The organism is Paraburkholderia tropica, from assembly GCF_914484835.1.
Taxonomy (GTDB): domain Bacteria; phylum Pseudomonadota; class Gammaproteobacteria; order Burkholderiales; family Burkholderiaceae; genus Paraburkholderia; species Paraburkholderia tropica_A.
Genome location: NZ_CAJZAR010000044.1, coordinates 42,528 through 56,501, shown reverse-complemented (window position 1 = coordinate 56,501; position 13,974 = coordinate 42,528). Strand labels below are relative to the sequence as shown.

Annotated in this window: 12 protein-coding genes; 8 read left to right on the top strand and 4 right to left on the bottom strand. The window is 59.2% G+C overall.

Annotated elements, in window-relative coordinates; all coding sequences use genetic code 11:
• Positions 1–13 precede the first annotated feature (13 nt).
• A complete protein-coding gene (gene lhpH, locus LDO54_RS13700) occupies positions 14–1,021 on the top strand; it encodes a trans-3-hydroxy-L-proline dehydratase (protein ID WP_224011107.1) in 1,008 nt (335 codons plus the stop codon).
• Positions 1,022–1,687 carry a pyridoxamine 5'-phosphate oxidase family protein gene (locus LDO54_RS13695; RefSeq protein ID WP_224011105.1) on the top strand — a complete coding sequence of 222 codons (666 nt, stop codon included), beginning with the start codon at positions 1,022–1,024 and terminating at the stop codon, positions 1,685–1,687.
• A 15-nt stretch (positions 1,688–1,702) separates the two neighbouring features.
• On the opposite strand, the gene LDO54_RS13690 is transcribed toward LDO54_RS13695, so the two are convergent.
• Positions 1,703–2,449 (bottom strand): FadR/GntR family transcriptional regulator, encoded by a 747-nt coding sequence (locus LDO54_RS13690; protein WP_224011103.1) that lies wholly within the window; start codon positions 2,447–2,449, stop codon positions 1,703–1,705.
• A 207-nt stretch (positions 2,450–2,656) separates the two neighbouring features.
• On the opposite strand from LDO54_RS13690, the gene lhpI reads away from it, so the two are divergent.
• Positions 2,657–3,565: a bifunctional Delta(1)-pyrroline-2-carboxylate/Delta(1)-piperideine-2-carboxylate reductase gene (lhpI, locus tag LDO54_RS13685; RefSeq protein ID WP_224011094.1), complete on the top strand. Its 909-nt coding sequence runs from the start codon at positions 2,657–2,659 to the stop codon at positions 3,563–3,565.
• A 202-nt stretch (positions 3,566–3,767) separates the two neighbouring features.
• Here lhpI and LDO54_RS13680 read toward each other — a convergent pair whose 3' ends face one another.
• Positions 3,768–5,639, bottom strand: a complete 1,872-nt coding sequence (locus LDO54_RS13680; protein WP_224011092.1) for a hypothetical protein — start codon at positions 5,637–5,639, stop codon at positions 3,768–3,770.
• Between the two features lie 622 nt (positions 5,640–6,261).
• Here LDO54_RS13680 and LDO54_RS13675 point away from each other — a divergent pair.
• From LDO54_RS13675 to LDO54_RS13655, 5 genes are all read left to right on the top strand, one after another.
• Entirely contained in the window at positions 6,262–6,999 is a 738-nt protein-coding gene (locus LDO54_RS13675) for a hypothetical protein (RefSeq protein ID WP_224011091.1), read from the top strand.
• Positions 7,000–7,614: 615 nt separating this feature from the next.
• Positions 7,615–8,964: an MFS transporter gene (locus LDO54_RS13670; RefSeq protein WP_436975580.1), complete on the top strand. Its 1,350-nt coding sequence runs from the start codon at positions 7,615–7,617 to the stop codon at positions 8,962–8,964.
• A 531-nt stretch (positions 8,965–9,495) separates the two neighbouring features.
• Complete coding sequence (locus LDO54_RS13665; protein ID WP_224011089.1) at positions 9,496–9,996, top strand: DUF305 domain-containing protein; 501 nt, start codon at positions 9,496–9,498, stop codon at positions 9,994–9,996.
• A complete protein-coding gene (locus LDO54_RS13660) occupies positions 9,993–11,474 on the top strand; it encodes a YncE family protein (RefSeq protein ID WP_224011088.1) in 1,482 nt (493 codons plus the stop codon). Before LDO54_RS13665 ends, LDO54_RS13660 begins: the two co-directional genes overlap by 4 nt.
• Positions 11,475–11,760: 286 nt before the next feature.
• Positions 11,761–12,288 carry an RNA polymerase sigma factor gene (locus LDO54_RS13655; protein ID WP_224011337.1) on the top strand — a complete coding sequence of 176 codons (528 nt, stop codon included), beginning with the start codon at positions 11,761–11,763 and terminating at the stop codon, positions 12,286–12,288.
• A 111-nt stretch (positions 12,289–12,399) separates the two neighbouring features.
• On the opposite strand, the gene LDO54_RS13650 is transcribed toward LDO54_RS13655, so the two are convergent.
• Both LDO54_RS13650 and LDO54_RS13645 read right to left on the bottom strand, forming a co-directional pair.
• Positions 12,400–13,104: a pirin family protein gene (locus tag LDO54_RS13650; protein WP_224011087.1), complete on the bottom strand. Its 705-nt coding sequence runs from the start codon at positions 13,102–13,104 to the stop codon at positions 12,400–12,402.
• A 93-nt stretch (positions 13,105–13,197) separates the two neighbouring features.
• On the bottom strand, positions 13,198–13,962 hold the full coding sequence (locus tag LDO54_RS13645) for an SDR family NAD(P)-dependent oxidoreductase (protein ID WP_224011086.1): 765 nt from the start codon (positions 13,960–13,962) through the stop codon (positions 13,198–13,200).
• Between the last annotated feature and the right edge of the window lie 12 nt (positions 13,963–13,974).

The window sequence follows — 13,974 nt, the reverse complement described above, 5'->3', positions numbered from 1 at the left end:
AACTATCGACATCATGAAACCCACCCGCACCATTTCGACCGTCGAGGTCCACACCGGCGGCGAGGCGTTCCGCATCGTCACCAGCGGTTTGCCGCGTCTGCCCGGCGACACGATCGTCCAGCGCCGCGCATGGCTGAAGGAAAACGCCGATGACATTCGCCGCGCCCTGATGTTCGAGCCGCGCGGCCATGCCGACATGTATGGCGGCTACCTTACCGAACCGGTTTCGCCGGGCGCCGACTTTGGCGTGATCTTTCTGCATAACGAAGGTTATAGCGACCACTGTGGCCACGGTGTGATTGCGCTGTCGACGGCCGCCGTCGAACTGGGCTGGGTGCAGCGCACGGTGCCCGAAACGCGCGTAGGTATCGATGCGCCGTGCGGCTTCATCGAAGCCTTCGTCAAGTGGGATGGCGAGCACGCGGGCGCGGTGCGCTTCATCAACGTGCCGTCGTTTCTCTGGAAGCGCGACGTGACGGTGGAGACGCCCACTTTCGGCACCGTGACCGGCGATATCGCCTACGGCGGCGCGTTTTACTTTTACGTGGATGGCGCGCCGTTCGATCTGCCGGTGCGCGAAGCGGCGGTCGAAAAGCTGATCCGCTTCGGCGCCGAAGTGAAGGACGCTGCGAACAAGGCGTTTCCGGTGCAGCATCCCGAGATTCCCGAGATCAACCACATCTACGGCACGATCATCGCGAATGCGCCGCGCCACGCGGGGTCGACGCAGGCGAACTGCTGCGTGTTCGCCGATCGCGAAGTCGATCGTTCGCCCACCGGTTCGGGCACGGGCGGGCGCGTCGCGCAGCTTTATCAGCGTGGTGAACTGAAGGCGGATGAAACGCTCGTCAACGAGTCGATCGTCGGCACGGTGTTCAAGGGGCGTGTGCTGAAGGAGACGTCGGTTCAGGGCATTCCTGCTGTGATTCCCGAGGTCGAAGGCGAGGCGTATATCTGCGGCTTCGCACAGTGGATCATCGACGAACGCGATCCGCTCGCTTACGGTTTTCTCGTGCGCTGAGTGCGCGAGGCGAAGGCATTCTCTCCCCGTACCAGGGGTCTTCGGCGCGCGCCGGTTCGTCCGTCGCGCGTTCTTTTTTTACGTAGGCCGATCATGAAACTCGACACCATTTACGCGGCTATGTGGGGCTGCCTCGTCAACGGGACGCAGCCTGGCCACCAACCGTTCAAGGTCATGCAGGCCGCCACCATCGCGCTCGACGGTTCGCCGAATGTCCGCACGGTGGTGCTGCGTCGCGTGAGCGAAGCGGAGAACGTGATCGCGTTCTATACCGATCTGCGTTCGCCGAAGATCGCCGAACTGCGCAGGCAGCCGCGCATCGCGGTGGCCGGTGTCGATGCCGTACGCAATGTGCAGATTCGTGTGTCGGGCGAGGCGCGCATCGTGGACGATGACGCGGTTTTGCGCGCAGCGTGGGACGCGAGCCGCGAGCAGAGTCTGATCGTGTATCGAACGGTTATCGCGCCGGGCACCCCGATCGCGCAGCCGCGCGATGCCTTCGACGACTCGCTTGATGCCGCGGATGTGGGTTTCGAGAACTTCTGCGTGGTCGAGGTCAGGCCCGATGCGATGGACTGGCTCGATCTCTCCGCCGCGGATGGGCACCAGCGTGCGCGCTTCGTGCGGGCGGGTAATGCATGGTCCGCTTCGTGGATCGCGCCCTGACTTGACGACGAGAACTCAGGCCGGCGCGATGTCGCGCTGCACGCGGTGAATGTGCTGCTCGACGTAGAAGGCGGCGGCGTCCGCGTCGCCGGTGACGATGGCCTCGTAAATCAGCCGATGCTCGGCCACATACAGACGGATGCGCGCGGGATCGTAGATGCCGTCGTCCTTGATGCGCTTCCACAAGGACTGATCCATCGTGTCGGCAATCTCCTGCGCGATCTTCACGAGCAGCACGTCGCCCGTCATCACGGCAAGTTGACGGTGGAACAGGCGGTCGCTGTTGTTCCAGAGCGCGCGTTCTTCGGCGTCGGCCACGTCCGTGAGCGTTTCCATCTGCTGGAGGTAATGCTCGGCGAGCGGGTCGCGTTTGCGGTGCGCCGCCGCGCGCCGCGCAATCGCGGGCTCCAGGATCAGGCGCACATCCAGCGTGGCGGACGGGCTGTAGTCGGCCTGCAGGCTGTTCTCGTTGCTTGGCGTGGGCGAGAGCGTGCGCGCCAGGACAGTCGGCGCGTCTTCGGAAACATAGGTGCCGGAGTTTCTGCGCGTGACGACGAGGCCTTCGTTCTGTAATGCACCGATCGCCTCGCGAACCGCCGGCCGTCCGACGCCGAACATGGCCGCCAGTTCGCGCTCGGACGGCAGGCGCGAATCGGGCAGATACCGTCCGGCGCGAATTTCGGCTCGCACTTTTTCGGAGACCTGTTCGTAGATCTGAAGCGGCCGGAAGCTGGCCGGGAAGTCGCTACGAGCGGAAGCCATTGGGAAGTCCTGTTGTGCGTTGGTCTTGAATATACCACTTAACAGTACTGGAAGCGACGGGTGGCCAGTTTCAAGCGCACATTCTGTCATAAGTGGTTTATTGGTTGCCAGATTTAGCGATTTTGGCGTATTAACGGATTGATTTCAGACCAAAAGTGGTTTAATTTAAACCCACTTAACATCATCGACTATTCGAGACGCCACACTATGACCCACTCACTCAAGACGTTCGACGCCAACGAAACCGCGGCGCTGCTGGACTATCCGATGCTTGTGCAAGTCCTGCGCGAGACGATTCTCGACTACGCGGACGGCAAGATCGCGAGCCCCGAGCGGCTCGTCGTGCCGCTCCAGGAGGGGGGCGTGATGTTGTCGATGCCGTCGAGCGCGGCCGACATCGCCATCCACAAGCTGGTGAACGTCTGCCCCGGCAACGGCAAACGCCAGCTTCCGACAATTCACGGTCAGGTGATCGCGTGCGATGCGTCGACGGGCGCCATGCTGTTCGTGCTCGACGGTCCCACGGTCACGGGCCGCCGTACGGCAGCGATCAGCGTGCTCGGCATCCAGTCGCTGCACGCGGCCGCGCCGAAGGAGATCCTCATCATCGGCACCGGCAAGCAGGCGGCGAATCACGTGGAAGCCTTCGCGGCGCTCTTTCCACAGGCGCAAATTCTCGCGCGGGGCATGACGCCCGAATCCACGCAGCGCTTCGTGGAGGCACTCGCGCCGCTCGCACCCAATCTCAGCGCGCTCGACGGAGACATTCCCGATTCCGTGGATGTGATCGTGACGGTGACGACCAGCAAGTCGCCGGTCTACGACGGACCGGCGCGCGAAGGGCGGCTCGTGGTTGGCGTGGGGGCGTTTACGCCGGACGCGGCGGAAGTCGGAAAGTCAACCGTCGATAGCAGCTTCGTCGTCGTGGACGATCCGCTGGGCGCGAAGCACGAAGCGGGCGACCTGATTCGGGCCGGATTCGACTGGAGCCTGATGCATACGCTCGCGGACGCCATCAGGCAAAGGCTCGCGCCTACCGCGCCGGTGTTTTTCAAGAGCGTCGGGTGCGCAGCTTGGGATCTCGCAGCGTGTCGTGTTGCAAGGGGGAGAGCTTAAGCCGCACGAAGCAGGTTGCATCACGTGAATGTCGCGTTTGCCGCGCATTGTTGTCATTCTGGCGCGTGCGCGGAATGTTCGAGACTGGCCGCCTACCGACTCATGCGTAGCGCAGAAACGCGCTGCGGCGGTGGACCGGCTCAGCGCGGCGTTCCGGTCTTCCCTCAGGCGCTGTTGGCGCGTAGCCCCAGTAGCGCCAAACCTATTTCGCGGTGATGTGAGACGGTGGCGGCACAAAGGCTGGCATCGAGTCTTCCCAACGGCTGTCGGTCAGCATTTCCTTTTCGGAGCCGTCCGGATTCATCGACCATACCTGCCCGTATGGCTGGAATGAATTGTCATAAAGCGCCGCTTCGTCCTTGAAGCCATATTCGCTGCTGTTCCACAGAATCTTCTTGCCGTCCCAACTCCAGACAGCATGCGCATCGGATGCCGGGAAGTTCGTCAGGCGACGCAGTTCGGTGCCGTCCGACTTGATCGTAAAGATGTCGAAATTGCCGTCTTTCTGTTTGCGTGTGAACACGATCCGGTCGTCCGCGGGCGACCAGCCCGGCACGTTGTCCCAATCGCTCGTGAGCACGCGAACCTTGCGTGTTTCGAGATCCATGATGCGCAATCCCTCGTCGCCTTTGGCCCACGACCGGAAGACCATCTGCTTGCCATCCGGGGAGACGCTGGCGAATCCGGTGTTCGACGTGGGAGAGGTCAAATCCTGAACACCGGTGCCGTCACGATTGATCATCTTGACGTTGGCCACGTTCTGGTCGCGGGTTCGCCAATAGCCGCCGAAGCTGAAGACCAGCGACTTGCTGTCCGGCATCCAGGACGGTGCCAGTGCGACGCCAATCATGTCTCCGCAAGGGCCTGATGGATTCTTGCCGGAAGCACATTTGGTGGTCGACTGAAACACCCGCTTCTTGTTCGTACCATCGGCGTTCATGATCACGAGCGAGGTGTCGTCGTTCTTGTCGGACAGGGCAAGTGTGCCGTCCTTGGCAAACATCGGAAAGACGTCCGTGTAACGGTAGTCGAACTTGGGATTCCAGCTATACAGCGGCGTGTTCTGCGCCAGCGGCAGGTTCTCGATGCGTTCGTAGACGACCTGCTTTCCATCATGACTCCACGACGGGTCGCGCAGGTTCGCGGGAAACGGTTCAGGTCCATCGGAATACATAATCCCGGTCGTTTGCGCCGACTTCGTGCTGTAGCCGAAACGCCCATCCGGCAAGAACTGTGGATTGAGCTTCATGCCGGGGCCAGCCGTCAGCGCAGTGGAATGCCCGGTTGCCACATCGATCGCCACGATCTGCGAGGTGGCCTTCATCGACAGCTGATCCACGCGAGCCAGCCAGCTCACCTCGACATCACCCTGATAGGCGATCAATTGTTTGCCGTCAGCCGACCACTTGGGCGATCCGGTCGTCACGCCTGCCGGAGACAGCCGTTTGAAATCGCTGCCATCGGGATGGACGATATAGACGGACAGCTCCTGCAAATGCTCCCAGGCGACGCCCTTGTCATGAGATTTCCATTCCGTGTCGCGATCGGATGTGAAGGCAATCCACTTTCCATCGGGAGACCACGAAGGGCGATAGAAACCATCGGGTTTGATCGGGTCACCTTGAATCGATGCCTTACCGGTCAAATCGGTCAGCTTGCGTGTCTTGAGATCGAGGATCCAGATATTGGCGCGATGCGATCCGCGATCAGACATGAAGGCCACATAGCGATTGTCCGGCGACATCGACGCCTGATCATCCACGGCCGGATCGTCGGTGAGGCGTTCGAGCGCAGTGCCGTCCGCCTTCACGCGATAGATGTCGGATTGCCCGCGTCCTTCGCGCTCCGAAGTAAAAACGATCCATTGGCCATCATCCGAAAAGCGCGCGTTGTAATCGAATCCCGGCGTGCCGAGCAGCTTGTGTTCTCCAGTGCCGTTGGCATTGGCCACGTACAGCTCGGAGCGGGTCGGGGCGATACGATTGAAGAGCAATGTGTCTTTGGCAACGGCCGGAACCGAGGCGATTACGCTGGCCGAGCAGGCGAGGCCTATGATCAGATTCTTCTTTTTCATCGGGCAGACTCTTTTTGGGTGATTTGATTTAATGACGAAATTAGAGGGTTTATTTCGTCAAGACGATTTTCGGCGAGGATATTGTTGATCGGTGATTTCCGATGTTGATCTTTGAGAGGGGAATTAATGGAGGGAATTTGAGGGTGTCTCTTCTTTCATTATTGTTGATTCGATATGTCTCGATAGAGCGCTACTCTGCGCTTATGGAACGGAGATTTCCTTGTACAAAAAGTCTATTTGGTAGGACATTTTGGTGGGAGTCGATGAAATCTTGATCTAACGCAAAAAGTAGCAAATGAATGAGGGTTCGATCGGGTGTTCCCTTGATTCTTAGCGGTGATCAGGCCAATAGCAGGAGCCATCTGTACCTGGCTGTATGCGTACTCGGCAATGTCGTGGGGACGGACTTTCTGTATGCACAGTAGGACGACCGGCTCAGTGCGACCCTCAGTGGCCAGCGCAGTGCATATGGCCGATGTCCGCTAGCTAATCCGCATCAGTCGTTCGAAGGCGCACACATCTGTCCGTTCAACAGCATTAAATTTGAACCCGGGATGACTTCGTCAATAACGGTGTTTGTCAATAGCGCCGCGTTGAACCTGCGCACAGGGTGTAAGCCGACATGGACAAGATGACCTGCCACCGCAGCGTGGCATGCCGTAAAAAAGGTACTGCCGTCGTTCGACGGGCCTTGTTTATGGTTGCACTGCTTGGCTGCGCCGCGATGACGAGCCTATATGCCATGGGCGAGACCGTAGCCACCGTCTCCGCGCCAGACATGGCAGCGCGTGGGAGCTTTTTCCCGATCGCATTGAACCAGTGTGTCTACCAGAATCCGGCCTACTGGAGCAGCGGCCAACGCGCGGCCGGCCAGGAGATACAGATTGGCGGCGGCGTGCCATTGAACTGTGCGGGCCCGGCTGCGCAGTGGACTGCGCTGACCCTCGATTCGAATCCCAGTGCTTATGGGCCATGCTCGGGAATGAATCCGAGGAGCGCCTTCGTACTCAATTGCCTGATCACCCACGAAAGCGGAATCGATTTGTCGGTCGGCGAGACGATCTTCATCGCGCCAGGCCTGAAGCTGCCGTCGTTATACAACGACTTTCCAGTGACGCTGCCAATGGTCGTGACCTTGCCCGTCGTCTCGGACAGTGCGATCCTGAGCTCTGGAGGAGACACGGCAATCGTAGGTTTTGCGTCGTTCCAGATCGATTATGCAATTGGAGCGAATGGTAGATCGACACCCGTGTGCGATTTAAACCCGATTTGCGCCATGCCGCCGTGCAGAAAGTGTGTGATCGGGCATCTGACCGCAAGCCGAACAGGAAGCACAACGACGGGCGGTGCCGCACCGTAGAATCACTGCGTAACGATGCTGCGTCGCCGGGGAGTGTGACCGCAAAATGCGTAACGCGATGGGTGTTTTCGGAGCCAAAGCAATGGCTCGCCGACTCAAGATCACCATCCGTTCTGGCGTGGCTACCGACTGAGCAGGCGGTGTCTGCGGAGTTCTTCGGCAAGCTTGCTGGGATCGGTAAAAGCATGCCCGAATAGCACATAGAACCGATAAGGACGCGTAGAAAAACGATCGTAGGCGGCTGGTCATCCCATCGTGGTGTTAGGTAAAGCCATTGGGAGTATGTTGTAAAACTAATCAATGAACGCCACCGGATTGCTGGCCGGAGTCTCGCATTACGCGCACCACCTCTGACGCAGCATCGCTAATGCGATGTTGCATAGATATTAAATCCGGTAAGATACGCGGCTCTCAAAACTACTATCAACTGAGCGCCCCGGCGCTCCTTGTGAGCGGGCGTGTTGAGCGTACGCATCGGTTCTCCGTTTCACGCCATCAGACATGAACTGCGTGATGCAGTGTATGGCCGCGTCCCAGCTTTCAATGTCTACGGCGAGTCTCTTCATGATGCGATGGCAACCACGCGCGATGCAGTCCAGTTCGTCCAATGAACCCATGTCGGCTGCACTCCTTCGAGAGACCGATTTGCAATCTAATGCGACTTTCGCAGACGCGTCGGCGTCCGCTATCTCCGATACCGCCGCTGAGGAACGCATCTGCCGTACCCTTATGTGGCACATCCTGCCGGTGCTGATGTTTGCCTACGTGGCGGCTTATATCGATCGCGTCAACGTCAGTTTCATGCGATTGCAACTGGCTAACCAGCTCGGCTTTTCAGATGTGGTGTTCGGTTTCGGCGCGGGAACATTTTTGCTGGGTTTCGTCGTGTTTGAGGTGCCGAGCAATATGATTTTGCAGCGCGTCGGTGCGCGCCACTGGCTGACGCGCATCATAGTCTCGTGGGGGCTCCTCACGGCGCTGACGACGCTGATCTCTACACCGAGGCAGTTCTACGCGATGCGGTATCTGCTCGGCATCGCCGAAGCAGGTCTGGTACCGGGCATCATCTATTACATCTCACATTCGTTTCCGCGACGTCACCGGGGGCGCGTAATTTCGACGTTTTATGTGGCCCTGCCGCTGGCGGGTGTAATCGGCTCGCCACTCGCCGGCCTTGTCATGCATTACCTCGACGGAGCGCTGAATATTGCTGGCTGGAGATGGATGCTGATTGTCGATTCAGTACCGGCATTCATCGCCGCCCTGTTGTGCTGGTGGCGTCTCGAAGACAACGTTATTGATAGCCCGCGCTATGATGCGGTCGACCGCGGTCTCCTTGCTCACGCACTTGCCCGCGATGGGAAAATGAGTTTGCCCATCGCGTCTGGGGCAGTCTATTCAAGCGGTCTCGTATGGGCATTCTGCACGATCTTTTTTCTCGATGGGTTCGCGTGCTATGGCTACGCATTATGGGCTCCGACTATCATTCACTCGCTCGGCGTTGACGGCAACCTGCGGGTAGGTCTGCTTACGGCGCTCCCGAACGTGGTCGCGATAGTGGCAATAATTTTGGTGGGGCGTAACGTTGACCGGATCGGCGAAAGGCGCTTGCATGTCGCCGCGCTGATGTTTCTCGCGGCGCTTGGATTGACGATGTCCGCACTGTTGCACCACAGCGTTGGGCTGTCCGTATTTGCATTGTGTATTGCAGCCGCGGGCCTGCTGTCTGTGCTGGCAATTTTCTGGAGCATGCCGACTGCCGTGCTTGCCCCGGCTGCGGCCGCAGGTGGTATCGGCTTGATCAGCGCCGTCGGTAATCTAGGGGGATTCTTTGGAACTTATACGGTAGGGTATCTGAAGCAAAGTTCCGGCAGTCCGATGGTACCGGTCGCGGCAATGGTCGGCTGTCTGCTGCTCGGCTCGATATTGACCTTACTGTTGCCAAAGCATCTGGTAAATAGCTGAAGCCCTTGCGACTGCCGGTCGCCGGAAGAAACCTACCGCCTTTTGACAGAGGTGACGCCAAGTGACTGCTCCCTTGGCGCGAGTTTCATCGAGGATGCGGAGATTCCGCAGCAGCAGCGCGACAACACCTTTGTCGCGGTGGGCGTGGCGAATCGGCACTAGTCCGCAGATTCTTCAATTTTAAGAATCTTTCAGCCCGCGGACAGTGACATTCATTGCGAAGATCGATAGATTCCCTATACATATAAACAAGCGCCTGCTTGCCGCGCTGAGTGACGAATGCGCCAGGAATGAATCGTGGGGCGATGCACAAAACGGCCCTCGCCTGGCAAGCATAAAGCGTTGCTATCTCCAGATAGAAAACAGCGAACGTACATCGCAATTCGTTTAACCCGAATCCAACTTCACTAGTTGAACCGTTGTGACGGTGCTCTCCGTCTATGTCACAGCGCACGCGAAAATTCCGGTCCGTCTGGAATAAGGCGCTAAACGACCGTGTTTGCCACGGTGAATGAAGGCCAAAGGAAAACCATGAATGTATTCAAAAACGTAAAGCCGTTGCTTCCGGGCATTCTCGTCGCACTCGCGTATTTATCGATTTCATCCGCTGCCTATGCTTCGGGCGGCGATGTCACGTCGAAGACAGATACAGAATCGACGTTTCTAAAAGAAAACGACGTGGCGATGTCGAAGATGATGGACGGCATGTCAGTGAAGCCGTCGGGCGACGTCGATCAGGATTTCGTCGCGATGATGATTCCCCATCATCAGGGCGCGATCGATATGGCGCAAGCCGAGCTCAGGTATGGCACGAACGAGCAACTGCGCCGTATCGCACAGGAAATTATCGTCGAGCAGCAGCAAGAAATTGTGGCGATGCGTGTCGCGCTGGGGCAGTCGCTTCCGGCATCGGTGCCGTCGCCTGACCAGATTCATCCCAACAAGGCTAACGAGCCTGACCATTCGTCGATGCACATGAACATGCACATGAACACGCCGGCATCGACGTCCAATCACGAGGATCAGAAATGAGTGCACGCGTATTGAGGTTGCGGACCATTGCCTTCGTTGCGGCTTTAGCCGTCTCCAGTCTCGCTTCGGCCGGGCAGGTTCCGGGCGCCGAAAGCGCGCCTGATATTGGCGTCAGCCACCACGATCGGGTTTATGCCGCCGAACAGTTCTCCAATACGGTCTCGGTCACCGATCCCGCAGACAATCGCCTTCTCGGCGTGATTCGGCTCGGCGATCCGGCGCCGACGAACTTTAGCCCGCTCTACCGTGGTCAGGTGCTGGTTCACGGCATGGGATTTTCGCCCGATCACAAGACCCTCGCGGTCGTGTCCATCGGATCGAACTCGGTGTCGTTCATCGATACCGAAACCAATGCCCTCAAGCATGTGACGTACGTTGGGCGGTCCCCGCATGAGGCGTTTTTCACGCCCGATGGAAAGGAAGTCTGGGTGACGGTGCGCGGCGAGAATTATGTCGCGGTCCTCGACGGCACGACTTACGAGGAAAAAACGCGTATTACCGTTCCCGCCGGGCCCGGCATGCAGATATTTTCGCCCGATGGAAAGTACGGCTACGTTTGCTCGTCCTTCAATCCCGAGGTCGACGTGATTTCGGTGGCCGATCACCAGATCGTCGGCAAGGTGCAGCAAGCCAGTCCGTTTTGCCCGAACATTGCCGCCAGTCCGGATGGCAAGCAGGTCTGGTTCACCCTCAAGGATGTTGGTAAGACGCAGGTGTTCGAGGCGAAGCCGCCGTTCAATTTGCTCAAGACGCTGGACACTGGCCCGATCACCAACCACGTGAATATCGTCAAGAACGCCGAGGGGATGTTCGCGTACGTGACGGTGGGCGGGTTGAACGAAGTGAAAGTGTTCCGTACCGACAACTACGAGCAGGTAGCGACGATCCCGGTTGGCAATCTGCCGCATGGTATCTGGCCTTCGGGAGACGGTACGCGCGTGTATGTCGGGCTGGAGAACGCCGATGCACTTGCCGCCATCGATACGCTGACCAACAAGGTGATTGCACAGGTGCCGATTGGCCAGGCGCCTCAGGCGGTCACGTATGTTCCTGGCGCAGTGGCCGAAGGTGACGGCATGCAAAACCTCCAGCCGCTTGGCGTCGCCGGGAATACCGCTCACCTTTATCTTGGCGCGGCAGGGGGGCACGTATCGGGTGCAGCGAATTTCCCGACGAGCGTTGCGCTTTTCGATCAGGGCTTGCTGCAGGTGCTCCAGGCGTCGGTAACGGGCCTGAAGCCGAAGCAACCCTACGTCCTTGGCCTGGCTGATCGCCCGGATGGCAGTGGGCGCATTGATGCGTTGGCGAACTTTATGACCAATCCCGCCGGCTCGGCCATCGTCAACGCGATTGGTCAGATACGGCAAGTCGTCTCGGTGAATGCGCCTCAACCGGAAGCGGGGCGACGTTATCTCGTCATCGTACCGTTGATCGATGGTCATACCGGATCGCCGGTGCAGGTTCAGGCGCTCAATTGACCGAGTGGGCAGGGGCACGCGCTGCGGGCCTCTGCCACCGTCCACCGTCACGCGGCGCGCCTTGCTGCCGCTTTCATTCACCATCAGTGAGCGTTGGCAAACAACGCTCGCGCTCGATGGCTGCCGCCCGGATCATTGCCGCCGCGTCGGGTCTGATAAAGCGATGAATGGGTCACTGCCATCATCAAAACCCTATTCGGAATTGCGCGAGAAGTCCTTCAGAAATCTTAAGAGTTATGAAAGGGCTGAATACCGGTTATTCAAGGTACGATCCTGCGGAGAGGAAATGGATTTTCGACATCAGCTCGTGGATCAGGTGCCGCGATTGAGGAGATACGCGAGAGCGCTGATGCGTTGTCGCGAGCAGGCCGACGATCTGGTTCAGGACACACTTGAGCGCGCGCTCAACAAGCATGCGCTTTTTCAGAACGGAACCGATCTGCGCGCCTGGACCTTTACCCTCATGCACAATGTGTATGTGAATACGATTCTCAAGAAATCGGAAAAGGCCCTACACATGGGTGTCGATGAAAAGAATGAATGGTTTCTCGACGAGATGGCGATCACGTCGAATCCATCGAGACGCCTGGAGATTCGAGATCTCGAGCGTGCGCTAATGCAGATTCCGGATGAACAGCTTCAGGTCGTTTTGCTCGTTGGCGTCGAAGAATGTAGCTATGCAGAGATCGCGCGCGAGTTAGATATTCCGATCGGAACGGTCATGTCGCGGCTTTCGCGTGGGCGGGAACGACTGCGATTATTGACGTCAATGAACAGTCCCAGGAAACGGTCGAAGCAGAGAATGGCGCAGTAACGTTTCAGATTTTCCCGGCTCGCCACGCAGTTTATAAAAAGATGACACGAGGCGCCGTGGCTTGCCGGATACTGCCATTCTCGGACTCGTACCTGGCAAGTTTCAGCACCCTCATAGCAACTCGACAATGACAATGTCGGTGTCTTTGTGCGCCCTGAGTGAAATTTCGCGCTCTCGCCGGATAGCAACACCATCGCGAGCGCTGACGCGAAGTGACCCGACATCGATGTCGCCGTGGTCCGATACAAGGTAGGCTGCCCGCGTGCCGGGCATCGTTCGACTCACGCTTGCTCCCTCTCGCAGCGTGGCAACACTGACCCGCGCGTCTGCGTTGATGGGTAACGCGCCTGCTCGCACGTCGTCTGGATCGCCGCTCGCCAGCGTAACGAAGCGGCCTTCGCGATATTCGCGTGGGCAGGCTCGCGTCGCCCAGCGAGGCGTGCCGCCTGGCGTACGCGGGCGCAACCAGATCTGAAACAGCCGCGCAGGCTTGTCTTCGTCGTTGCGCTCGGCGTGATAGATCGTCGAGCCAGCACTCATCGCCTGCACGGAATCGGCGACGAGTCGCGCGCGATTGCCTGCATCGTCTTCATGCGTGATGGCGCCCGAGCGCACCCATGTGACGATCTCCACGTCGCGATGCGCGTGCAGGCCGAAGCCCGAATGGGGCGCGAATTCGTCATCGTTCCACACATAGAGCGGGCCGAGCGGCGCGTGCTCAGCGCGTCCGGTTTCGCCTACGCGAAAATGCAGCCGCGCATGGAGCCAGTCGCGCCGGAGGGCGCCGAGCGAATGAAAAGGGCGATGTTCGATCATGATGAAACTCCGTTTGAGTGAGCCGATGCGAGCAGGGCGCGGATGCGATCGTTGAATTCGCCTGCGCGCGCCCTGAATTCGCTCGAACCACGCTCAGACTTGCTGCTGACCGCCATCGACGAACAGTTCGATGCCGTTCACAAAGCTCGCATCGTCCGAAGCGAGGAACAGCGCGGCGCTCGCGATTTCGTTCGGCTCGCCCAGACGGCCCATCGGAATCTGCGCGGCCAGATAGTCGGCGAGACCCTGGCGTTGCGCGGCGTCGTCACCGGCCAGGTCGAGCAGGCCGGGCGTGCGCGTCGCGCCGGGGCTGATCGTGTTCACGCGGATCTGGCGGTCCTTGAGATCGAGAATCCAGTTGCGGGCGAACGAGCGCACCGCGGCCTTCGACGCCGAGTACACGCTGAATGCCGCCGTGCCCGCGCTACCCGCCGTCGAACCCGTGAGGATCACCGATGCGCCCTTGGCCAGCAGCGGCAGCGCCTTTTGCACCGTGAACAGCACGCCCTTCACGTTGCGGTTGAAGGTGTCGTCGAAATGTTCTTCGGTGATGTTGCCGAAGGGCAGCATCGAGCCGCCGCCTGCGTTGGCGAACAGCACGTCGAGATGACCCTGTTCTTCCTTGATCTGTGCATAGAGCGCGTCGAGTTCGTTCAGCTTCGTCGAATCGACGCGCGCGCCGGTGGCCTTGCCGCCTGCATCGCGGATGCTCTTGACGGCAGCATCGAGTTCAGCCTGACGACGGCCCGTGAGGTAGACGTGGGCGCCTTCGGCGGCGAAGCGCTGGGCCGTGGCGAGGCCGATGCCGCTGGTTGCGCCGGTGACGAGTGCGATCTTGTTGTCGAGTTTGCGTGCCATGGTGAAGCTCCT